The 20,591-nt window shown below is 54.3% G+C and carries 14 protein-coding genes and 4 tRNA genes; 10 read left to right on the top strand and 8 right to left on the bottom strand.

The genetic code is table 11. The features are described from left to right. Positions 1-10: 10 nt before the first annotated feature. On the top strand, positions 11-1,960 hold the full coding sequence (gene gspD / locus Q0824_RS05110) for a type II secretion system secretin GspD (RefSeq protein ID WP_298448096.1): 1,950 nt from the start codon (positions 11-13) through the stop codon (positions 1,958-1,960). 12 nt (positions 1,961-1,972) lie between these two features. Here the strand turns inward: gspD and Q0824_RS05105 are convergent, their stop codons facing one another. The 6 genes from Q0824_RS05105 to purE form a co-directional block, all read right to left on the bottom strand. Further along, positions 1,973-3,982 (bottom strand): M48 family metalloprotease, encoded by a 2,010-nt coding sequence (locus Q0824_RS05105; protein WP_298448095.1) that lies wholly within the window; start codon positions 3,980-3,982, stop codon positions 1,973-1,975. Positions 3,983-3,993: 11 nt separating this feature from the next. Then, positions 3,994-4,581, bottom strand: a complete 588-nt coding sequence (locus tag Q0824_RS05100; protein ID WP_298448094.1) for a LemA family protein — start codon at positions 4,579-4,581, stop codon at positions 3,994-3,996. Positions 4,582-4,605: 24 nt separating this feature from the next. Then, entirely contained in the window at positions 4,606-6,666 is a 2,061-nt protein-coding gene (locus tag Q0824_RS05095) for a GGDEF domain-containing phosphodiesterase (protein WP_298448093.1), read from the bottom strand. Positions 6,667-6,935: 269 nt separating this feature from the next. After that, positions 6,936-7,514, bottom strand: coding sequence for a superoxide dismutase [Fe] (gene sodB, locus Q0824_RS05090; RefSeq protein ID WP_298448092.1), 579 nt, complete (start codon positions 7,512-7,514; stop codon positions 6,936-6,938). An 89-nt stretch (positions 7,515-7,603) separates the two neighbouring features. After that, positions 7,604-8,728: a 5-(carboxyamino)imidazole ribonucleotide synthase gene (locus tag Q0824_RS05085; protein WP_298448091.1), complete on the bottom strand. Its 1,125-nt coding sequence runs from the start codon at positions 8,726-8,728 to the stop codon at positions 7,604-7,606. A 174-nt stretch (positions 8,729-8,902) separates the two neighbouring features. Then, a complete protein-coding gene (gene purE, locus Q0824_RS05080; protein WP_298448090.1) occupies positions 8,903-9,394 on the bottom strand; it encodes a 5-(carboxyamino)imidazole ribonucleotide mutase in 492 nt (163 codons plus the stop codon). A 343-nt stretch (positions 9,395-9,737) separates the two neighbouring features. Here purE and Q0824_RS05075 point away from each other — a divergent pair, with 343 nt between their 5' ends. The 5 genes from Q0824_RS05075 to Q0824_RS05055 all read left to right on the top strand — a co-directional run bounded on the left by Q0824_RS05075 (position 9,738) and on the right by Q0824_RS05055 (position 12,189). After that, positions 9,738-10,718 carry a hypothetical protein gene (locus tag Q0824_RS05075; protein ID WP_298448089.1) on the top strand — a complete coding sequence of 327 codons (981 nt, stop codon included), beginning with the start codon at positions 9,738-9,740 and terminating at the stop codon, positions 10,716-10,718. Positions 10,719-10,945: 227 nt separating this feature from the next. Then, positions 10,946-11,755 carry a DUF2846 domain-containing protein gene (locus Q0824_RS05070; RefSeq protein ID WP_366521641.1) on the top strand — a complete coding sequence of 270 codons (810 nt, stop codon included), beginning with the start codon at positions 10,946-10,948 and terminating at the stop codon, positions 11,753-11,755. Positions 11,756-11,885: 130 nt separating this feature from the next. Beyond that, positions 11,886-11,961 (top strand) — tRNA-Val (locus Q0824_RS05065). A gap of 69 nt (positions 11,962-12,030) precedes the next feature. After that, positions 12,031-12,107, top strand: a tRNA-Asp gene (locus Q0824_RS05060). A gap of 6 nt (positions 12,108-12,113) precedes the next feature. Then, positions 12,114-12,189 (top strand) — tRNA-Val (locus Q0824_RS05055). A 40-nt stretch (positions 12,190-12,229) separates the two neighbouring features. Here Q0824_RS05055 and Q0824_RS05050 read toward each other — a convergent pair. Continuing rightward, complete coding sequence (locus tag Q0824_RS05050; protein WP_298448087.1) at positions 12,230-13,636, bottom strand: 3-oxoacyl-ACP reductase; 1,407 nt, start codon at positions 13,634-13,636, stop codon at positions 12,230-12,232. Positions 13,637-13,949: 313 nt separating this feature from the next. On the opposite strand from Q0824_RS05050, the gene Q0824_RS05045 reads away from it, so the two are divergent. Both Q0824_RS05045 and Q0824_RS05040 read left to right on the top strand, forming a co-directional pair. Next, positions 13,950-15,287, top strand: a complete 1,338-nt coding sequence (locus Q0824_RS05045; RefSeq protein WP_298448086.1) for an acetyl-CoA C-acetyltransferase — start codon at positions 13,950-13,952, stop codon at positions 15,285-15,287. A 91-nt stretch (positions 15,288-15,378) separates the two neighbouring features. After that, positions 15,379-15,455 (top strand) — tRNA-Met (locus Q0824_RS05040). A 56-nt stretch (positions 15,456-15,511) separates the two neighbouring features. On the opposite strand, the gene Q0824_RS05035 is transcribed toward Q0824_RS05040, so the two are convergent. Then, a complete protein-coding gene (locus Q0824_RS05035) occupies positions 15,512-16,774 on the bottom strand; it encodes an FAD/NAD(P)-binding oxidoreductase (protein WP_298448085.1) in 1,263 nt (420 codons plus the stop codon). A 298-nt stretch (positions 16,775-17,072) separates the two neighbouring features. On the opposite strand from Q0824_RS05035, the gene Q0824_RS05030 reads away from it, so the two are divergent. Then, the gene (locus Q0824_RS05030) at positions 17,073-18,875 is read left to right on the top strand and encodes an assimilatory sulfite reductase (NADPH) flavoprotein subunit (RefSeq protein WP_298448084.1); all 1,803 of its coding nucleotides are present in this window, start codon (positions 17,073-17,075) and stop codon (positions 18,873-18,875) included. Beyond that, a complete protein-coding gene (locus Q0824_RS05025; protein ID WP_298448083.1) occupies positions 18,875-20,572 on the top strand; it encodes an NADPH-dependent assimilatory sulfite reductase hemoprotein subunit in 1,698 nt (565 codons plus the stop codon). The genes Q0824_RS05030 and Q0824_RS05025 overlap by 1 nt, the downstream gene beginning before the upstream one ends. Positions 20,573-20,591: the final 19 nt, after the last annotated feature.

Raw genomic sequence — 20,591 nt, 5'->3', positions numbered from 1 at the left:
AAATCGCCAGATGTATAACTACAAGACCAATTTTTTGCGGACCTTGGCTCTGCTTATTTTACTGCCCCTGATGTCGGCGGCGTACGGCCAGGATGAAACATGGCGGTTGAACCTTAAAGACGCAGACATACGCGCGTTTGTTACTCAGGTGGCCGATATAACCGGCTACAGCTTTGTGGTGGACCCTCGGGTTAAGGGCAAGGTGACGGTTCTATCCAGCGCGCCCATGAACAAGGATCAAATCTACGATCTGTTCCTTGCCGTGCTTAACGTGCACGGATTTACGGCCATTCCCGGTGAGGAAGTTATCAAGGTTGTACAGCAGGTAGACGCCAAACAGTCCGCTGAGGTTCTCGGCCGTTTCTCAAATATTCCTTCTGAGCAGCTTATAACCCGTGTTATCCAGATTGATAACGCCAGTGCATTGGAGTTGGTGCCTATTTTACGGCCGCTGGTGGCAAAGTATGGTCATCTGGCCGGTGTCGCCGCAGCCAATGCTTTGATTATCAGCGATCACGCTTCCAACATTCAGCGTATGGAGCAGATTGTTCGTGAGTTGGACAGCCCCTCCAAGTACGAGGTGGAGGTGATCAAACTCAAGGAAGCCTGGGTTGGCGATATGGTGACTCTGTTGCAGGAGCTGGCGCCGGACGAGTTGGGCCGAGCGGGCAATGACAGCGCCGCAAGAAAATACAGTGTTACCGCTGATGAGCGCAGTAACCGATTGATCCTCAGAGGCGATGAATCGTTCCGTAGCAAAATGCGTGGGTTGATCACGCAGCTGGATCAGCCCTCTGCCAGTGGCGGAGCAACCAAGGTTATTCGCCTTAAGCACGCAGACGCGAAAAACCTCACGGAATTGCTTAAAGGTGTGATGGGCGAACTCACGAAAGAGGGCTCAGGAGGCGCGTCTGGCGGTGGTGCCAGCAGCAAGCCGACAGGCAATTTTGCAGTGTTTGCAGATGAGGGGCTAAACGCACTGGTGGTCCGGGGCGAGCCTTCATTGATGCAAGAGGCTGAAGAAATTGTCGCCGCACTGGATGTGCGCCGTGCTCAGGTGATGATTGAAGCTGCCATTGTCGAGATCAGCGATGAGTTGGGTCAGGATCTTGGCGTTCAGTTAGCCGTGGGCGACGAGTCGGGTTCTTCTTCGCCAGTTATGGGATCAAACTTTGGAAACGTTGGTCGCAGTTTGGGTGAAGTGCTGAGTGCAATACTGACAGGCTCGGCGCTTACACCGGCCACGGGTGGCGGCACGATCGGGGCAGGCCAGAGAAACAAGGACGGGGTAAGTTGGGGCATCTTGTTACAAGCGCTTTCTACGTCTGCAGCCGCGAACCTGCTTTCGACACCCAGCATTATTACTCTGGACAACCAGGAATCGGAAATTATTGTGGGGCAAAACGTTCCTTTCCGTACCGGCCAGTCTACGGTAACGGGTGACGGCACCACCAACCCGTTTACCACCATTGAGCGCCGGGACATCGGCCTGACCCTCAAGGTAACACCCACTATCAGTGCGGATGGTCTTGTGCGGTTGGTGGTGGAGCAGACAACTGAAAGCGTTGCCGACAGCATTGAAGATGCGTCAGACATTGTTACTAACAAGCGTGAAATCAAGACAACCGTGCTGGCGGATGATGGCGAAACCATCGTGCTGGGCGGTCTTACCCGCGATGACTACCAGGTTAACCGGAGCAAAGTGCCTTTCCTTGGGGATATTCCTTACCTTGGCAGGCTGTTTTCATCCGAGTCTGAGCGCCGGGTAAAGCGCAATTTGCTGGTGTTCTTGCGGCCTAAGATCATGCTTGGCAAGACGGAAGCTGTTGAGGCGACATCGGAGAAGTTCAACAAACTCTGGAAGGTAAACCTGGATATCCGTGACAAGCTTGGCCTGCCAGAAATGGACGCTAACCCGCGTGTGGATATTCTGTTCAATCTGGATGAGCCGGTTCGCTAAACCGGCTTATCTTCACACCACCATTGGCGGCATCGGGCAATCCATCTGATCCGCCACGAGCCTCATCAGTTCGTACTCTCTCGGATCAATCACTCCGTCATAGGTGATGCAGTGGCCACAGGCATCGATTACCGCAGGCTTTAACAGCGCTGAAAGACCGTTGAGCTCTTTCAGAGCCCCTTGCAGTTCGCGCATGCTTACCTTCGGTAGTATCGGGTGGTCAGAGTTGTCACAGCTGGCAAAACCGGCCATAGCCTCACGGTACAAGGTATTAACTTTTTCCTGTGCGCTGTCTGATCCTGCCCGAGCCATGAGGCTCAGAAGCTTTTGCAGCGCGGGCATAACCGCTTTGTAGCTGCGGTAGCGCACAGGAATCACTCGTGCGGAATCCGCCCCGAGATGGCGGGAAAGGAAGCTGGTGAGAGTCAGTTCGAACAGGGTAACCCGATTGTCCGCATTCACCAGAGCCCTCACACACCGAATTAATTCGGCGCGTTCTTCCGGGTCCAATTTTCTGAGAGCAGGCATGGCGAGTTCCAGGGCAGGGAAGCGCACGGCTTCACCGATTTTCTGGAGTGTCGGAATCAGTTTTGCCAGCAATTCGGGTTGCGGTCCGAATAATGAGTGCGCTGGCAGCAATGCGAGCTGCTCAGCCCGCTCTTTTTGGTTCAGATCGCTGAGAAGCAGTGCATAACAGAGTTGGATGGCGCCCGCCCGGGTATAAAGTAAACCGCGAAAGGTTGACGGCAAGCGCTGTAGCAGTCGGACCGCAAAATCTTCGCCTTCCGGGCTGATGGTTCCAACTCGCTCAGACAGTTTTTTCGTGCTGGCCGTGGGGGTGGGTGCGTGTGTGGCAATAGCGGAGCCTGACAGCGATGTGCGCCTACCGGAGACGGTGCCGTAGATGTCCGTGGCCGCACTTGCAAAACTGGAGACTCCGGATGGCTGGGCTCCGGTGGTTGCGGAACGCAAATCATCGCCTGTTTCTGTATCGCGGAGGCGACTCTTGAGCCGGGCCATCAGGCCTGGCTGGATCGCGTTTATGCGTTGTTCGATAGGCGGGTGGGACGCAAGAAGAGACGCGAGCTTCATATGCGTGGCTTCACCAAAACACATGTGATTCATGTTGCTGGCATGGCCAGTGGTGTCCAGGTAGCTGCCTTTGAGTCCAATCTTGAAAAGTGCACCGCCAATCCCGTCCGGGTTGCGTGTGAACTGCACAGACGATGCATCTGCAAGGGTTTCCCGCTGGCGGGATACGGCGGCTTGAATGAGGCGCCCAAAGAATACGCCCACATAACCGATGATAAAAAGTGCGATGCCAACAATGCCAAAGGCAGCTTGAGCCCGCCCATCTTTATTGCGGCCAGAGGTGCGCCCGCCGCTGTAAAACGCTGTGCGAAGAAGGAAGCTGCCAATCTGCCCGATCATCAAGATACCGGCAAGCAAAGCGATGAGGCGCACGTTCAGGCGCATGTCGCCATTGAAGATGTGGCTGAACTCGTGCCCCACGACGCCCTGAAGCTCATCCCTGGTGAGTTGGGTTATGGCGCCGTGGGTAACGACCATAACGGCGGAACCCGGTGTGTAGCCGGCTACAAAGGCGTTGATGCCTGTTTCGTTATCCATGATGTAGAGTTCCGGCACGGGCACGCCGCTCGCTATGGCCATTTCCTCCACAATGTTGCGCAGAACCCGTTCGTCGCTGTCGCGGGTATCAGGGTCAATGGGGCGTGCGCCCACCATTTTTGCAACACGGCTACCGCCGCCGGCAAGATCCGCCCAGCGAATCATGGAGCCTATGAAAATGAGAAGGATAACGGCAGAGGCTGTGGTCAACCCGTGGCTGGAGGCTAGCCAGTGGTGGAAAGGTTGGCCGGTGGTTTCACTGCGAGTTACAAAATAACCAACCAGGCACACAGCGAGTGTAATCAGCACCACCGCTGTGAGAAACAGGAATACCAGCAGGCTGGTATTGCGCCGGGCACTGGCCTGGCGCTGGAAAAAACCGGGATGAGCCATGGTTCAGAGCCTCAGAAGGCTACTTTCGGAACCTGGCGGGCCTCTGGAGACTCAAGCTCCAGCTGGGAGGTTTCCTTGAAGGCGAACATGCCCGCAATCACGTTGTTGGGGAATTGCTCGCGGAAGATGTTGTAGTTCATTACGCCATCGTTATAGGCCTGCCGGGCAAAGGAAACCCGGTTTTCTGTGCTGGAAAGCTCTTCCATCAATTGCTGTATGGTTTCGTTGGCTTTCAGGTCCGGATAGTTCTCGGCTACCGCGTAAAAGTTAGCCAAGGCTTTGGTGAGTAGATTCTCGGCGCCGCCAAGACGCTGGATTTTAGTGCCGTCTCCCGGATCTTTGGCCGCATCTTTCTGGGCGCTGACAGCATTGTTCCTTGCCTCCATCACCTGCGTAAGTGTTGATTTTTCGTGCACCAGGTAGGCCTTGGCAGCTTCAACCAGATTGGGAATCAAATCGTGTCTGCGCTGGAGTTGCACATCAATCTGGGCGAACGCATTTTTGAATTGGTTGCGCAATGAAACCAGGCGGTTATAGATAGAAACCAGATAGATTGCGGCAACGGCAATAACAATCAGGCCAATAATGGTAGTTCCCATGGCAACTCCTCATAAGTGAAAAAATCAGGCGTTATTTTCTACGGCTTTCTGATGAAATTCCTGAACAAACGCCTCAAAATCCGCAGGGCGCAATGGCCTGCTGAAGAAGTATCCCTGTGCCAGCTTGCATCCACGCTGGGTGAGGTAGTATTCCTGTTCTGCTGTTTCAACACCTTCTGCAACGACCGTCAGGTTTAGGCTTCTTCCCAGGTCAATGATGGTGTTGGTTATGCGGGTATCTTCCTCGTTAACCAGCAGATCACGAATGAACTGCTTATCAATCTTCAGGTGCTGTACCGGCATCTTCTTGAGGTAGGTAAGGGAAGAATAACCGGTTCCGAAGTCGTCTACGGCAATGCTGATGCCGGCACGGTTAAGCGTATGCAGTTTGGCTACGGCGTCTGCAAGGTTGGTCATAAAGCTGGTTTCTGTGACTTCCAGCTCGAGGCGGCCGGCGGGAATGTCATGGCGCTTCAGTGTATCCAGAATGTCATCGACAATACGATCCTGCCGTAGTTGCACCGCAGACAGGTTCACAGCGATGCGCAAAGGAAGCCCTTTGTCTGCCCACTGCTTTGCTTGCAGACAGGCCTGCTCCAGAACCCATTGGCCAATCTCTACAATGGAGCCGTTGTTCTCTGCCACCGGTATGAAGTAGTCCGGAGGCACCAGCCCGCGTATCGGGTGATCCCAGCGGAGGAGGGCTTCAGCGCCAATAATCCGTTTGGTTTCAAGATTCACCTGGGGTTGATACACAAGGTGAAGCTGGTTGAGTGACAAGGCTTCCGATAGATCTTTCTCCAGTTGTTTGCGATCGCGAATTTCCTGGTCGATGCTTGCCACATAGAACTGGAAGTGATCCCGGCCTTTCTGTTTGGCCAGCATCATGGTTTGCTCTGCGCTCTGCAACAGCCGGTCTGGCTGGATAGCATCGGAGGGGTAAAGTGCAATGCCAAGGGTGGCTGTCATTGAAACACTTTGGCCCTCCAGGCCAATGGTTTCGCTGACACCAGCGAGAATAGCTTCCGCTGTGTCGGCCGCCTGAAAGCCGTCTTTTAGCCCCTTCTCGACAATGACGAACTGATCGCCACCGAGACGCGCTAGCGTGAAGCGTGATCCGCCGAGAATGCTAATTAGCCTGTCTGCGACGGTTTGCAGGGTTATATCCCCTGTGCGAAAGCCGCATTGATCGTTGATGGATTTGAAGTCGTCGATACCGCAAACGATGACGGATAGTAGTGTGTTATTGCGTTTCGATTCTTCGAGGTCGGCCTTCAGTAGCTCCATAAAGCTGTCCCGGCTCAGGAGTCCGGTGAGCTGGTCGTATCGAGCGAGTCGGTTTACCTTGTCTTCGGCTTCCCGGTGCCGCTTCTGGCTGTCGCCAATGGCAATAAGCAAGGTGTTGGTGGCGCTGACCCAAAGCCCGAGTTCGTCTTTCTCATGGCCGGTTGGCGTCGCAACCAGGCGGTCGTCGGGATGTTCCGGGTTTACCTGCTTGACTGAGTGCACGATTCGCAGCAATGGCCGAGTCAGAAGCATATAGAAAACGAAGTACAACACCATGCCAAGAATGACGGCGGTAGCGACGACGGACGTGAAGGTTATGATGGCCCGGCTCAGCCACATGTGGGCGGCAGGAACCGTATCGTAGTGAACAACAAAGTGGCCGTAAACAGTGCCTGAGTTGTCGTTGCGAGTCAGCTCTGTGTTGAACTGGCGCCTGGCGTCAAAAATGGTGTTAATTAAAGGGTTGAAGGCGCTCTTGGCCTTTGGTCGTTCGCGGCTGCTTAGAGGGTCGCCATTGGTATGAAGAATCTGGGCTAAAAGTACTTCTTCTCTGGCAAATAGGCCATCGACGACCTGGTTTGCCAAGTCTTCGTCAATACTGAACACCGCTTGAGTTGCCGAATCTTTTACCATGGCAATGGTTTGCCGGGCCTGGTTGTTCAGGTCTGCAGACACGTGTCGTGCGTCCAGCACCACCTGTATGGCACTGACGATGACACCGCTGACCAGCGCGACGGCAAGTATCCATCGAAGGATGCGATAGCCAAGGCGGTTTTCAACCTCAAAGGATTTCTGCATTCAGACCCGTCTTTAGCCTGTTCGTCAGGCGCCCGTAAACTAAAAGCCCATAAGTGTCGGTGGTTTGGAATGTACCCCCTGCCGGCAATACGGATTGTTGCTCAGGTTAAACCATACTGCACAGAGTATGGGCGATTATTTCAAATACTTCAGATCACTGACGTTTTTATTTGTAAGTGGGATTCATTCTCCCATAAAAAACGCCCGCTGCAAGCGGGCGTTTTTTAGTCAGCCGAGGCTGACGATAACCGGAAAACCAGCCAGATGAATCAGGCCAGATTTTCGTTCACGAAATCCCAGTTAATCAGATTCCAGAACGCGGCCAGATAATTCGGGCGGGAATTGCGGTAATCGATGTAATACGCGTGTTCCCACACGTCAACGGTCAGCACGGGCTTGTCAGCGCTGGTCAGCGGTGTTTCTGCATTGCTGGTGTTGGCAATGGCAACGCTGCCATCTGCCTTCTTGACCAGCCATGTCCAGCCTGAACCAAAGTTTTTGGCTGCGTTTTCGTTAAATTCCTTCTTGAAGTTATCGAAAGAACCAAACGCTTTTTCGATAGCGTCTTTTGCTGCACCTGTGGGCTCGCCGCCGCCGTTCGGGCTCAGGCAGTTCCAGTAGAAGGTGTGGTTCCATACCTGGGCAGCGTTGTTGAACAGGCCGCCACTTGCGCTTTTGATAATCTCTTCAAGCGATTTGTTGGCGTTGTCTGTACCTTCAACCAGTCCGTTAAGGTTGGTCACATAGGTGTTGTGGTGCTTGCCATAATGGTATTCGAGGGTTTCAGCAGAGATGTGTGGTTCCAGTGCGTTCTTTTCGTAAGGTAGTGCGGGAAGTTCAAATGCCATGAGGTCGTTCTCCCTGGTCTCTCTGTTTATGGTGAATGTCACGGATCTAATATAGGGTCGATTTGAGCGATATCAACCCCCAAGGCGAATCATCCTTTACGGTTGCTGCTAAGCGAGCTGCCGAATTCGGGACTGCCTGGCAGAAATTGCACGCAGTTTCTGACCCGCCAAACCAGCTCTGCATAGCTGTCGGCGAGAACATTAATGTGGCCTAGTTTGCGCCCGGGCCGCTCGCCTTTATTGTAAAGGTGTACATGAGCGTAAGGCAGTTCCAGCAGGCGTTCAATATCTCCGTGTTCTCCGATGATGTTAATCATGCAGCTGAGACCGCGAGGTTCAACGCTGCCCAACGGGTGCCCGCTTACTGCTCGAATGTGGTTCTCGAACTGACTGGTCATCGCGCCTTCAATGGTCCAGTGCCCGGAGTTATGAACTCTTGGTGCCATCTCATTGGCTACCAGCCCGTTGGCAGTCTCGAATAATTCCAGCGTAAGTACACCTACGTACCCCAGTTCATTCAGCAGCGCCTTTATATACCGCTCGGCGTCTTCCTGAACGTGTTTTTCCAGTTTCGGGGCGGGGGCTATGGCGTAGCGCAAGATCCCTTCATGGTGGACGTTTTCTGAAATAGGGTAGAAGGCCAGCTGGCCATCCTCACCACGCACGGCAATGATAGAAACTTCGCGGCTGAACTCTACAAACTTTTCGACCATGAGCCGGGGGTGCCCAATGCTTTCCCAAGCGGCTTCTGCATCTTCAGGCGTTTTCAGTACGGCCTGGCCTTTGCCGTCGTAGCCTTCTGTGTTGGATTTTGCGACTACCGGGCAGCCCAGGCTTTCCGCAGCGGCTTTCAGGGATGCGGCACTGTCGGCAATTTTCCACTGGGGTGTCGGGATGCCAAGCTCACCGAACAGTGTCTTTTCGGCTTCACGGTTCTGGCATATCTGCAGGGCGCGGGGGCAGGGGTGGACCGGCTTTTCTTTGGCCAGCTTTTCTGCGACCTCTACAGGGAGGTGTTCAAATTCGTAGGTGACGCGATCGACCCGCGACAGGAAGTCATCCAGGTATTTACCTTCGCGATCAATGATGACCTCACCCAAGCCAGCGCTGGGGCTGCCGGACATGTCATAGAAAACAAAGGTTTTGGCCAGCGGATATCCGGCGAGGGCGAGCATTCTTCCCAGTTGACCGGCGCCTAGTACACCAATTCTCATTTGTATTCTCCTGCCGCTGTTGGGCACTGTACTCTGGATGGTTAGCGCGGGTGGGGCGAGGCTTCCCAAAACACGCTGTGAATACGTCCGTGTACGCTTGGCTCCGCCATCCATGGCTCCGCACAGTTTTGGGAAGCCTCGCCCCACCCGCTCAGTCTAAGCTGGTCCGTGGATTCACTGATCTTTTGGGTCAGGGTTGTCGAGAATCGTTTGGGTCTGTGTTGTCCGGAATTCGTCTACAGCTTTTCTCACATTCGCATCAAAGGTGCCAATGATCTGTGCAGCCAGTAGGCCGGCATTGGTGGCACCGGCGTTGCCGATAGCCAGGGTGCCTACGGCAATGCCGCCTGGCATTTGCACGATGGAGAGTAGGGAGTCAAGGCCGCTGAGTGCTTTGGACTGTACGGGCACGCCCAGTACGGGTAAAGAGGTCTGCGATGCAACCATTCCGGGCAGGTGAGCTGCGCCGCCGGCGCCTGCAATGATGACTTTCAGGCCGCGGTCGGAGGCGCTTTTTGCGTAGTCGAAAAGCAAATCCGGGGTGCGGTGGGCTGAGACGACTTTGGTTTCATAGGCTACGCCGAGTTTTTCGAGCATGTTGGCGGCGTGTTCCATGGTGGGCCAGTCGGATTTGGAGCCCATGATAAGTCCTACAAGCGGCTGCATACGCAACTGTCCTGTGATAATTGGAAAGCCGGACATTGTATGTTTTGGCTATCTACCATGCAACTCGCGCCTGCTTGTTTTGGCGGTTAAGGCTGCGGGCGGTCTGGCCCGGGAACCGCTACAAGCACATCCATGTGCGCTTGACTCCGGCCATCCATGGCCTACGACATTCGCGGGCCAGACCGCCCGCAGCCTTTTCGAGCAATGAACCTGTGTTCCAAGAAGTGCTATCCATATGATGTTTGCAGGCCTCGAACCTTTAAGCTTCGTTCATTTCAACCTGTCAACGACTGCATGTATTATCAATGCCAGTTAATTAAACCGTCCATATTCAGGAGCTGTAATGGAACCCATCCGTCCCGATGACGATGAACTGAGAGCCGAGCGGCCTATTGGTGCGCCGGATAAGAAGGCGCCAGCCCAGAAGAAACCGAAATCGTCAGGCGAGAATGCCGGCAAGGGTGCCGGAGAGAATTTCAAACCACCGAAGCAAGCCAAAGGTGCCAGCAATGGCGGCGGCAGTGGTCGGTCGGGACTGGCTGTTTTGTGGTTGTTGGTGATTGCGGTGGCTGTTGCCTCGGTGGCGGGATGGTATTCCCAGAATCAGCGTCTTCAGGTTTTGGAGGCGCAGTTGGAAGAGGCAGACTACTGGGCGCGGCAGAGTAAGTTGGCGTTGGCGCGGTTTGAGGGGGATCTTTCGGAGACTGGAGAGACTCTGGCAGAGAGCGGCGCGTCTTTGGCTGAGAAGCTTGAGGCCCAGAATAAGCAGTTGGACGCAGCGGATAGTGAGATACGGAAGCTTTGGGTTATCGCAAACGAGCGAAACAAAAAGCAGCTGGAGGACCACCAGAACCGTATTGCAGCGGCAGAAACGAGGCTTGCCGAGAACAAGAAGTTATTGGCTGATACGGGTTCTACGGTTGAGAAGGTTCGAGTGTCGCTTGGTGCCGATGTGGCCGCGTTAACGAAGCAAACAGAAACATCCGTGGCGGCGCTGGAAGCTGAAAATCGGCAGGCAGCAGAGCAGTTGACGACTTTGAGCAAGCAGTTAGCGGATGTCGATCAGGTGATTGAGCGAAGGGTGCGGCGCTTTGAGCAGGAGCAGAAGCTTGGGATCAGTGGAATCGAGGGGCGTTTGTCTGCTATCGAGAAGAAGCTCGCAGGCGTTTCAGGTAAAGAAAGTGAGCAGGCACTCAGGAATGAGCTGGCGGCGATTAAGAGAGACGTTCAGGCGATTGATTCTTCCCGCGCTCAGCTTACGTCAAGGCTTGTGCGGCTGTCAGAAGAAGTGAATCAGCTTCGTAGCCAGGTCTCCGGGCAGTAACGGATCGGGGGTTTATCGGGGTGGCGTCGCACTGGCCGTGGGCGCCCGGTTTCGTAACATTTTGTTATCCATCTCTTGCGGTACCTCTCATTTATACCGAGTGGCAGTTGCTATGATCTGGCAACTCACCAAAGGATGAAGAGTTAACAAAAATGAAAACCCCTGTGTCTTTTCTTGAGTCATTCAATCTGCGTACGTTTTCCCTCCGTGTGCTTTTGGTTGCATCAATGCTGTCTGTATCCGGGTGCACTATTTACCAGTCGATCGGGAAAAGTACCGGGTCGTTTTTGCACCCGGTCTCCGGCCATGATTTCGTGCATATTGATAACGACGACTGGGATCGCAAGCACGCCGTAATCTACTTCTATCGGACGCACTCTGAATGGGCCGACGATGAGATTGAGGCGCCCAGTGTTTATGTTGATGACTCCCATTATTTCAATATCCGAAACGACAGTTATACCTGGCTGGTAGTCAGCCCCGGCGAGCGCCATGTTGCCATGCGCAGGCCGCTATTGGGGCTTGAGGGGTTAAACTCGTTCAGTCTTAGCCTGATTGCGGATGCCACGTTTATCGTTGAGCCGGGCGGTATTTATTATTTACGGTACAACGAGCTGTCTGAGCCCTCGCAGGCTCACCCAGGGCTGGATCCGGAGCATCCGCTTGCTCAGGGTGATCTTCAGTTGGTTACCCGGGAATACGCGATGCAGGAAGGGGAAATAATCTCGACCCGCTTCCTGAATAGCGATTTGCTGGCACCGAACCATGCGGCTGCGTCTATTGTGGAAGACAATGAAGATGCCGACTACGAGCGGCGCATAGCGCTTTTGAAAGAAGAGCGTGAGCTGGAGCTGGAGCGGTTGGAGCGTGAAGGGCTGTATGAGCCAGCGCCCTGGTACTGGCCTTTTGGTGGTACGCCATCGGTTCCATTGGAGTCGGATCAGAAAATTGCGCAGTTGGAGCAGGAGTACGCCCAGCTGGAGTTGGAACGCAAGCGCCGTAAAGAGGAAAACTCCAGCGGTTGGTGGTTTTTCTAGGGTTTCCGGAAAAAGATTTGACACCGCCGAACAAATGCTTAAAATGCGCCTCTCACTTGGTTGAGCAATAGAGTCTGTTCGCAGGCAATATCAGCAAATTCAAGTGAGTGCCTTTGAAAGGTGACTAAGTGGGTGGTTAGCTCAGCTGGGAGAGCATCGCCCTTACAAGGCGAGGGTCACTGGTTCGATCCCAGTACCACCCACCACTTTCTTTCAAGGCAAGTATCGGGCTCTTGAGTTCGGTACACGATTCAGGCTTAATGCCGAATCAATGCGGAGCGGTAGTTCAGTTGGTTAGAATACCGGCCTGTCACGCCGGGGGTCGCGGGTTCGAGTCCCGTCCGCTCCGCCACTTTCTGGGTGGTTAGCTCAGCTGGGAGAGCATCGCCCTTACAAGGCGAGGGTCACTGGTTCGATCCCAGTACCACCCACCAGATACTAAAAAGGGCAAGTCCGATGGACTTGCCCTTTTTTTTACTTCCCGATCAGTGACTGACCGCACACTCGTACAACGTTCCCGTTAACGCCACCAGACGCAGGGCTGCAATACCATGCAATGGTTTCTGCTACGTCTACTGGCTGGCCACCCTGAGACAGGCTGTTCATGCGTCGACCGGCTTCACGCAGGGTCATGGGCATGGCTGCTGTCATTTGAGTCTCGATGAAGCCAGGAGCAACTACGTTGATGGTGACCCCGTTCTTTACCTGCTTGGCCATGGCTTCCACATAACCAATCACGCCGGATTTCGCAGCTGAATAGTTGGTCTGCCCGAAGTTGCCAGCAATGCCGCTGATGGACGAGATGCAAACAATACGGCCATTTTCTTTGAGCAGTTCGCGGCCCATGAGTTCGTCATTAATATGCTCTTCAGCCGTCAGGTTAACGGCAATGGTCATATCCCAGAAGTGTTCAGGCATATTTCCCAGGGTTTTGTCGCGGGTGATGCCGGCGTTGTGAATAACCAGATCTACACCGCCAAAGTGCTTTTCGATAAAGTCTGCGATTTTTGCTGGCGCATCTGCCGCCGTGATGTCGCAGGCCAATGCCTTGCCCTTGATGGCGCTGGTTACTTTTTCGAGCTCTTCCATGGCCGGCTCAATGTCCAGCCCGATCACCGTGGCGCCATCCCTGGAAAGGGTTTCTGCAATGGAGGCACCAATGCCCCGTGACGCGCCGGTTACCAGTGCAATTTTTCCGGTGAGAGGTGCCACCGGGTTTGTGGTTGGTGCGTCGGTGGTTTTGCCAATACGAACGACCTGGCCGGAAACATATGCAGACCGTGCAGACAAAAAGAAGCGCAGGCTGGATTCCAGTTGCTTCTCGGCATTGGGTGCAATCCAGAGTAAGTTGGCAGTCGCACCTTTTTTGCCGATTTCTTTACCTACGGCGCGAGTGAAGCCCTCCAGAGCTTGCTGCGCTGCGGCCTGAGGGGCTTTGCGGCAAGTTGTCGGGTCTTGGCCTATGATTACTACTCGTGCATTGGCTCCGAGCTTTTTGATGGTGGGATGGAAAAAGTCGTAAAGAGCGCGAAGATCATCAGGGCCTTTCAGGCCTGTGGCGTCGAATACCAACGCTGAAAACTTTGTTGCGTTATCTGAAGCCAAATCCAGCGCCTTTGCTTTATTGCCGGCTTTGGATGAATCTTCCAGCGATTCTTTGCCGCTGGCATGGTGCAGTGTTGCCGCACTGGCGCCAAGCACGCCGCCAACGATGGCTATGGCTTTGCCGCCGTTGCCGGCACCAACCAGTACATCACCTTCAATAAACGGCTGATCTGCGCGTTTCAGGCGCTTCAGCGGTACAGGTGATGGCAGGCCAAGGGTTTGTGCGGCTGTTTTGCCTACCGGGGTGTTTACGAGCTTAAGATAGATATCCGACATAGGTTCGTCCTTGCGTTGATGAGATGTGTGGAGCATGTTGATGCACAGAGTAATGAATCCGCCAGACATGTGATTGACTCAACGCTTGTGCGGCATTGTCATGCCTGCCAATGAGACGGCTGTCGTTAGCGCTAAACTGGCATTCCTATACTGCTTATCTTGAGTGTAGGGGCATGAAGAAGGAGCCTTCCAAAACACGCTGTGAATACGTCCGTGTACGCTCGGCTCCGCCATCCCTGGCTCCGCACGGTTTTGGAAGGCTCCTTCTTCATGCCCTCTTACTCTGGAACTAAATTAACGAAAGGATAGCATCATGGCACAGGCTCAGAAGTCCAACCAGAAGAAACCTGCAGCTACAAAAGCAGCAGAAAATGGCGCAAATGGCGTTCGACGAGTTGCTGTTCTCGGTGGCAACCGGGTTCCTTTTGCTCGCTCCAATACCGCTTACAGCAAGATCAGCAATCAGGAGTTATTAACATCGGCCTTGCGCGGTTTGGTGGACCGTTTCGATCTCCAGGGCAAGCGACTTGGTGAGGTTGTAGCAGGTGCCGTGATGAAGCACTCCCGGGATTTCAACCTTACCCGGGAAGCAGCGCTTAGCTGCGGTCTTGCACCGGAAACTCCGGCCTACGATATTCAACAAGCCTGTGGCACAGGTTTGGAATCGGCCATTCTGGTGGCTAACAAGATTGCTCTTGGCCAGATTGAGTGTGGAATTGCAGGTGGTACCGATACAACCTCTGATGCGCCCATTGGCGTAAGTGAAGGCCTGCGGGAAATTCTTCTCGACCTGAACCGTGCCAAGACGACCGGCGACCGGTTGAAGATTCTCAGCCGTCTACGCCCAGGCCACCTGAAGCCGGATATCCCCCAGAATGGCGAGCCCCGCACAGGCATGTCTATGGGCGCCCATGCTCAGGTAACGGCTCATGAGTGGTCAATCCCAAGGGATGAGCAGGATTTGTTGGCGTGGGAAAGTCACCAGAAGCTGCTTAAGGCTTATGAAGAAGGTTTCTTTGAAGATTTGATGACGCCACTGGCGGGTCTTGAGAAAGATAATATTCTGCGCCCCGATACCACTCTGGAAAAACTGGCGACACTGAAGCCGGCATTCGATCGCGAGAACGGCACGCTGACCGCTGCGAACAGCACAGCCTTAACAGACGGTGCCTCCTGCGTGCTGCTGGCCAGCGAAGAGTGGGCGAAAGCCAACAACTTTGAAGTAAAGGCCTGGCTAACGTTCTCTGAGGTGGCAGCGGTTGATTTTGTAGACAAAAAAGAAGGCCTGCTGATGGCTCCAGCATACGCTGTGCCCCGGCTTCTCGAAAAAGCAGGCATCACGCTGCAGGATTTCGACTTTTATGAAATCCACGAAGCCTTTGCCGCTCAGGTTCTTTCAACCCTCAAGGCCTGGGAAGATCCAGCGTTTTGCAAAGACAAGCTAGGCCTCGACAAGCCACTGGGTAGCATCGACCGCGCCAAATTGAACGTGAAGGGCAGTAGTCTTGCCACTGGCCACCCATTTGCGGCCACGGGTGGGCGCATTGTGGCTACGCTGGCCAAGATTCTGGAAGAGAAAGGCCGTGGCCGAGGGCTGATTTCAATCTGTGCAGCCGGTGGACAAGGTGTTACAGCCATTCTGGAGCGATAAGTTGCCCGAAAGTCGGAATAGTCTTTGACAGACAGGCTTCGGCTACGTAGTATGCGCGCCACGGTGATCGAGAGACCACCAACCAGTTTGATGCGGGGTGGAGCAGTCTGGTAGCTCGTCGGGCTCATAACCCGAAGGTCGTAGGTTCGAATCCTGCCCCCGCTACCATATAAAAGAAAGGCAGATCAGTAATTTACTGATCTGCCTTTTTTCGTTTTGGCCTTTCAGGTTTTCGCTATGCGCAGCTCGCCGGAGCGCTCCTTATGTGCGATGTCCCCCTCTCGACCCTTAAGCATATAGTCAAAGTAGAACGGAGGCAGGGCACGTTTCTTAACCTGCCAGTAAAAAGCAGATTCTTTGAAGGGGTTTAGTGGCAGAGTGGGTGTGACTTTGCCGCCATACACGAACTCTGCAAGCATAACTTTCCCATAGCCTGTCACGATGGGGCAGGAGGTGTAGCCGTCGTAATTTGCCTGCAGTTGACCACTGGCGAGCTGAGCCAGAATGTTGGCAGTTGCTACCGGCGACTGCTTGCGAACGGCAGCTGCTGTTTTTGATGTTGGCAACGAACTGCAGTCACCCAGGCTGAATACGTTGGGGAAGCGCACATGCTGCAGCGAGTGCTGGTCTACATCTACCCAGCCATCGGCGTTCGCCAGTGAGCTGGCTTTCACGAAATCGGGTGCGCACTGGGGTGGCGTTACATGAAGCAGGTCGAAACGTTCGGTTATTTCCCGGCTTTCTCCATCGCTATCGGTGAAGCGGAATGTCGCTTCTTTCCTGTCACCATTCACAGCGACCAGATTGTGGTTCATTAAAAGGCCGATGTTGTACCTGCGAGCCACTTTTTCCAGGTGCGGAACAAAATCCGGTACGCTGAAAAGCGCGCCGCCTGCAGCGTAAAACCTTAATTCACTCTGCCCGGCTATCTGATTTTTTCGGAAGTAGTCTGCGGCTAGATAAGCAATTTTCTGGGGGGCACCGGCGCATTTGATGGGGGCCGGAGGTTGCGTGAAAAAGGCTTTCCCACCACGGAACTGTTTGATGCACTGCCAAGTGTATTCTGCCACTGAGGGGTCGTAGTTGCTGCATACGCCATTGCGCCCCAAGGTTTCCCGCAAACCCTCTACTTTATCCCAATCCAGCTTCAGGCCCGGTGTGACGACCAGAATGTCGTAGCCAAGGGTGCGGCCGTCGTCGAGAATAATCCGGTTTTGCTCCGGTTGAAGCTCCTTTGCGGCCGCTCTTATCCAGCGCGCGCCTTTCGGGAGGGTTTGTGCTTGAGGGCGAGCCGTTTTGGCAAGAGAGTAAGCGCCGCCACCTACAAGTGTGAGGGCTGGTTGATAGTAATGAACGTCGCTTGGCTCAACGATGGCGATATCCAGGCCAGGGCGTTGCCTTAGCAGCGATGCAGCAACACTGGTGCCAGCAGCACCGGCGCCGACAACGACCACTTGGTGGGTGTGTAAAGATGCACTCTGTGACATTGCTGATACTCCTTGAAGAAGCCTGCTCGAAAGCTTCTTGGGCATGAGAAAAGTGGTATCAGCTTAAAAGGATTTAGATATTCTATGAAATGATTAAGATCATTTCGATTAGAGCTATTTGGAATATCTTTAATGTATATAAAAAACAGCTAATTAGCTCTTATATCGAAATTATCGATTTATTTGTCCTGTCTATTTCATTTTGTCACTCATTTGGCGATTCATAGAGTGCGGGGAGGTTTCATCAGGTTTGGCTGGAAACCAGTAATTTATTTACAGCCCACACGGATCATCCAACATGACGACAGATCTGAACTCATCTCCTCTCTCTGCGGATCAGCAGGCACGGTTGGCAGAGCTTCTTGACGGCATAAGTGAAGGGCAGCTTTTCTGGCTGGCCGGTTTTCTGGCCGGAAAGTGCTCAGGTGGAACCGCGAGTTCGACGGCGCAATCCGCTGTTTCCTCAAGCGCATCGACGCCTTCTGCTCCTGAGCTGACGGTTTTATTCGGGTCGCAAACCGGTAACGCAGAAGAGCTTGCGCAGCAGCTAGCGGCCCGCGCTTCGGATAAAGGTATCTCCGCCAAGCTGGTGGATATGGCGGACTATAAGCCCAAGCAGCTGAAGAACGAGCAGTACCTGGCGGTGCTGGCTTCTACCCATGGGGAGGGCGATCCACCGGACAACGCGCTGGATTTGCATGAGTTCCTTCATGGAAAAAAGGCGCCGAAACTGGAGAGGCTTCGCTATAGCGTTCTGTCGTTGGGGGATTCCAGTTACGAGCATTTTTGCAAAACCGGTCAGGATTTTGACCGCAAGCTTGCGGAGCTAGGCGCAACGGCCCTGGCTGAGCGGGTGGATTGCGATGTGGATTACGAAGATCTGGCGGAAGGCTGGATCAATCGGGTTTTGGAGACCATTGCCAGCGAAGCAGGTGCGAGCCAGCCTGCGGCTGCCAGCTCGGTAACAGCAGAGCTGGCGCCAACCTCCGCCTTTAGCCGGAAGAATCCCTATTCGGCGGTCATTCTCACCAATCAATTGCTCAGTGGTCGAGGCTCGGATAAGGAGGTGAGGCACATCGAGTTGTCATTGGAAGACTCCGGGCTGGTCTATAAACCCGGTGACGCGGTGGGTGTTTACCCCGAAAACAACCCGGCCCTGGTTAACGAGTTACTGAATACATTGGGCTTTGACGGTGAGCAGCGCGTCTCTGCCGATGAGCTCGATATTCCACTACGGGAGGCGCTGGCTTTCTACCGGGAGATTACCCTGCTTACTCCGGCGCTGATGAAGCAGTGGGCAGAGTTGCTGAATGACGATGATTTAAAGGCTTTGGTGGCAGACAGCACAGAGCTGCGGGCCTGGACAGAAGGGCGGGATCTTCTTGACCTGATTCAGGCCTGGCCCATCGCCTGGCTTACACCGCAGGAGCTGGTGAACCTGCTGCGTAAACTGCCCGCAAGGCTGTATTCCATCAGTTCCAGCCAGGCTGCTGTGGAGGATGAAGTACATATCACCGTGGCCGCCGTGCGCTACTCCAGCTATGGCCGCGATCGTGAGGGTGTGGCTTCTGCCTGGTTATCTGACCGGATGAACGAAGGTGACCAGGTACGCGTTTATATCGATCCCAACAAGAAGTTTGCGCTGCCGGATGACAGTAAACCGGTGATCATGATTGGCCCCGGCACAGGCGTAGCGCCCTTCCGTGCCTTTCTGCAGGAGCGGGAAGAACGGGAGGCGGAAGGTGAAAACTGGCTGTTCTTCGGTGATCGTCGGTTCCGCAGTGATTTTCTCTATCAATCGGAGTGGCTCAAGTGGCGACGTGATGGCTTGCTTACAAGGCTGGATGTGGCTTTCTCCCGGGATCAGGAAGAAAAGCGCTATGTGCAACATTGCCTGAAGGAGAACAGCGCCGAGGTCTGGGCCTGGCTGCAGCGCGGTGCCAACCTGTATGTGTGTGGCGATGCCGAAAAAATGGCCCCGGATGTACACCAGGCATTGCTGGATATTGCCAGTGAGCAGGGTGGGCTGAATCCGGAGCAGGCTGAGGATTACCTGCGCCAGTTAAACCGGGATAAACGTTACCAGCGGGATGTGTACTGATGAGTGAAAAATTACCTGAAGCCGAAGTAATCAAGCGGGAAAGCAACTACCTGCGTGGAACCATTCTGGAAGGGCTGGCGGATCGTACCACCGGTGCCTTGCCGGAAGATGACACCAAGCTGACCAAGTTTCACGGTTCTTACCAGCAGGACCACCGGGAAGTGAGGGATGAACGCCGGCGCCAGAAGCTTGAGCCGTTGTATCAGTTTATGGTGCGTTTGCGTTTGCCCGGGGGTGTTCTGACCACAAATCAGTGGCTGGGTCTGGATAAAATTGCCGACGAGTGCGCGGATTCCACCTTGCGCCTGACCACCCGCCAGACGTTCCAGTTCCACGGCGTGTTCAAAGAGCAGATGCAGCCGTTTATGCAAAAAATCCACGCTTTGGGCCTGGATAGCCGTGGGGCCTGTGGCGATGTGAATCGTAATGTAATCAGCAATGTGAACCCCCATCAGTCGCAGCTGCACGGGGAAATTCATGAGCTCTCTCTGGCAATCAGTGAGCGCTTGCGCTGGCGATCTGCCGCCTATGCCGAGATCTGGCTGGGGGAAGAGTGCGTCCAGAAACTGGGTGAGGAAGAGGAGCCGTTTTACGGGTACAAGTATCTGCCTCGCAAGTTCAAGATTGCGCTGGCGGTTCCCCCGGAAAACGACTGCGACGTGTTTGCCAACGATATAGGCCTGATCGCTATTGTTGAAGATGGCCAGATTCGTGGTTTCAACGTGGTCGTTGGCGGTGGAATGGGGCTTACCTATGGTGATCCGGCCACCTATCCGCGCCTGGCCACAATGGCGGGCTATGTCGCGAAAGAGCAGATTGTGGATGCGTGCGAAGCAATCTGTGCCATCCAGCGGGATTTCGGTGACCGTACCAATCGCGCTCACGCTCGATTCAAATACACCATCGATGACTACGGCATGGATTGGTTCCGGGAGCGCTTCGAGGAATACCACGGCCAGGCCCTTGAAAAACCGCGCTCGTTCAGCTTGAGTCACAACGGCGACCGGTTTGGCTGGGTTGAAGGCGAAGATGGCAATCAGCACCTTACGTTGCTTATTCCGACTGGTCGGGTGGCAGATACTGAAAGCGGGCTTTTGCGAACAGCGCTGCGAAAGATTGCGGAGGTGCACAACGGCAGCTTCAGAATCACCTGTAACCAGAACCTGGTGATTGCCAATGTACTGCCGGAGAATAGGGCGGCGGTAGAGGCCATCGTGGAGGAATACCAGCTGGATGCCGGCCACCGCAGTTCGCCTTTGCGCCAGAACTCCATGGCCTGTGTTGCTCTGCCAACCTGTGGCTTGGCGATGGCCGAATCCGAGCGCTTTCTGCCGGAATTTGTAACCCGGGTTGAGAGAACCATGGCGGAAGAGGGGCTGGAACCCGATGCAATTAACCTGAGAATTACCGGTTGCCCCAACGGCTGCGCCCGGCCATATTTAGGGGAGATTGCATTGACCGGGAAGGCGCCTGGCAAATACAACCTTTATCTGGGGGCGGATTTCTCCGGCCAGCGCATGAACAGGCTTTACCGCGAAAACATTGATACAGAGACCATATTGGATGAACTGCGCCCCCTGTTCCGCGCCTATCAGCAGGAGCGGGAAGCCCAGGAACGGTTTGGTGATTTTCTGGTGAGAGTTGGTATTGTGGAACAAGAGCGCACGCCGGCTATGTTGCACCAACCATTGAAATGAACCGGGCTGGGTAAAAGGA

The organism is uncultured Marinobacter sp. (assembly GCF_947488835.1).
Taxonomy (GTDB): domain Bacteria; phylum Pseudomonadota; class Gammaproteobacteria; order Pseudomonadales; family Oleiphilaceae; genus Marinobacter.
Note: the sequence above shows the minus strand (reverse complement) of the source record. Positions and strands in the feature narration are given on the sequence as shown.

What these genes read in the sequence shown, in the direction of transcription:
- gspD (WP_298448096.1), top strand. Translation starts at nt 11, where the DNA reads ATGTATAACTACAAGACCAATTTTTTGCGGACCTTGGCTCTGCTTATT.
- Q0824_RS05105 (WP_298448095.1), bottom strand. Translation starts at nt 3,982, where the DNA reads ATGGCTCATCCCGGTTTTTTCCAGCGCCAGGCCAGTGCCCGGCGCAAT.
- Q0824_RS05100 (WP_298448094.1), bottom strand. Translation starts at nt 4,581, where the DNA reads ATGGGAACTACCATTATTGGCCTGATTGTTATTGCCGTTGCCGCAATC.
- Q0824_RS05095 (WP_298448093.1), bottom strand. Translation starts at nt 6,666, where the DNA reads ATGCAGAAATCCTTTGAGGTTGAAAACCGCCTTGGCTATCGCATCCTT.
- sodB (WP_298448092.1), bottom strand. Translation starts at nt 7,514, where the DNA reads ATGGCATTTGAACTTCCCGCACTACCTTACGAAAAGAACGCACTGGAA.
- Q0824_RS05085 (WP_298448091.1), bottom strand. Translation starts at nt 8,728, where the DNA reads ATGAGAATTGGTGTACTAGGCGCCGGTCAACTGGGAAGAATGCTCGCC.
- purE (WP_298448090.1), bottom strand. Translation starts at nt 9,394, where the DNA reads ATGCAGCCGCTTGTAGGACTTATCATGGGCTCCAAATCCGACTGGCCC.
- Q0824_RS05075 (WP_298448089.1), top strand. Translation starts at nt 9,738, where the DNA reads ATGGAACCCATCCGTCCCGATGACGATGAACTGAGAGCCGAGCGGCCT.
- Q0824_RS05070 (WP_366521641.1), top strand. Translation starts at nt 10,946, where the DNA reads ATGCTGTCTGTATCCGGGTGCACTATTTACCAGTCGATCGGGAAAAGT.
- Q0824_RS05050 (WP_298448087.1), bottom strand. Translation starts at nt 13,636, where the DNA reads ATGTCGGATATCTATCTTAAGCTCGTAAACACCCCGGTAGGCAAAACA.
- Q0824_RS05045 (WP_298448086.1), top strand. Translation starts at nt 13,950, where the DNA reads ATGGCACAGGCTCAGAAGTCCAACCAGAAGAAACCTGCAGCTACAAAA.
- Q0824_RS05035 (WP_298448085.1), bottom strand. Translation starts at nt 16,774, where the DNA reads ATGTCACAGAGTGCATCTTTACACACCCACCAAGTGGTCGTTGTCGGC.
- Q0824_RS05030 (WP_298448084.1), top strand. Translation starts at nt 17,073, where the DNA reads ATGACGACAGATCTGAACTCATCTCCTCTCTCTGCGGATCAGCAGGCA.
- Q0824_RS05025 (WP_298448083.1), top strand. Translation starts at nt 18,875, where the DNA reads ATGAGTGAAAAATTACCTGAAGCCGAAGTAATCAAGCGGGAAAGCAAC.